Origin of the sequence: Alteromonas sp. P256 (genome assembly GCF_036864455.1) — a bacterium.
Lineage (GTDB): Bacteria > Pseudomonadota > Gammaproteobacteria > Enterobacterales > Alteromonadaceae > Alteromonas.
This window is the reverse complement of sequence record NZ_JAZETM010000028.1, coordinates 1-1276: the sequence shown is the minus strand read 5'-3', so window position 1 is coordinate 1276 and position 1276 is coordinate 1. Positions and strand designations below refer to the sequence as shown.

Genomic DNA, 1276 nt, shown 5'->3' with positions numbered 1-1276 from the left:
CTGCCGCAGCTTCGGTATATTGCTTAGCCCCGTTACATCTTCCGCGCAGGCCGACTCGACTAGTGAGCTATTACGCTTTCTTTAAAGGGTGGCTGCTTCTAAGCCAACCTCCTAGCTGTCTATGCCTTCCCACATCGTTTCCCACTTAGCAATATTTTGGGACCTTAGCTGGCGGTCTGGGTTGTTTCCCTCTCCACGACGGACGTTAGCACCCGCCGTGTGTCTCCCGGATAGTTCTCATTGGTATTCGGAGTTTGCAAAGGGTTGGTAAGTCGGGATGACCCCCTAGCCTTAACAGTGCTCTACCCCCAATGGAATTCGTCCGAGGCTCTACCTAAATAGATTTCGGGGAGAACCAGCTATCTCCCGGTTTGATTGGCCTTTCACCCCCAGCCACAAGTCATCCGCTAACTTTTCAACGTTAGTCGGTTCGGTCCTCCAGTTGATGTTACTCAACCTTCAACCTGCCCATGGCTAGATCACCGGGTTTCGGGTCTATACCTAGCAACTCAACGCGCAGTTAACACTCGCTTTCGCTACGGCTCCGCTATTCGCTTAACCTTGCTACTAAATATAAGTCGCTGACCCATTATACAAAAGGTACGCAGTCACACCACGAAGGTGCTCCTACTGCTTGTACGTATACGGTTTCAGGTTCTATTTCACTCCCCTCACAGGGGTTCTTTTCGCCTTTCCCTCACGGTACTGGTTCACTATCGGTCAGTTAGGAGTATTTAGCCTTGGAGGATGGTCCCCCCATATTCAGTCAAGATAACACGTGTCCCGACCTACTCGATTTCACTGTAAAGCACGCGTCGTGTACGGGGCTATCACCCTGTATCGCTCCTCTTCCCAAAGGATTCCACTACACACTAAACAGCTTAAGGGCTGCTCCCCGTTCGCTCGCCGCTACTAGGGGAATCTCAATTGATTTCTTTTCCTAAGGGTACTTAGATGTTTCAGTTCCCCTCGTTCGCCTCGTTACACTATGTATTCATGTAACGATACCTGTAAACAGGTGGGTTTCCCCATTCGGACATCTGTGGCTCAAATGCATTTTGTCGGCTCACCACAGCTTTTCGCAGACTTACACGTCCTTCATCGCCTCTAACTGCCAAGGCATCCACCGTATACGCTTCGTCACTTAACCATACAACCCTAAAAAGCCTTGAGTATCGGCCTCATGTCCGCCTTTTGACGTCGGACACGGGTATTGTTGTATGCATGACAAGCTAATCGGAAGAATTGCCTTGCTATCTTCTTTGTTAACCGAACA

1 rRNA gene is annotated in these 1276 nt (G+C 49.8%); it reads right to left on the bottom strand.

The features are described 5' to 3' along the window. Positions 1 to 1150 (bottom strand): 23S ribosomal RNA (locus tag V7R39_RS17680); the annotation flags it as partial. Between the last annotated feature and the right edge of the window lie 126 nt (positions 1151 to 1276).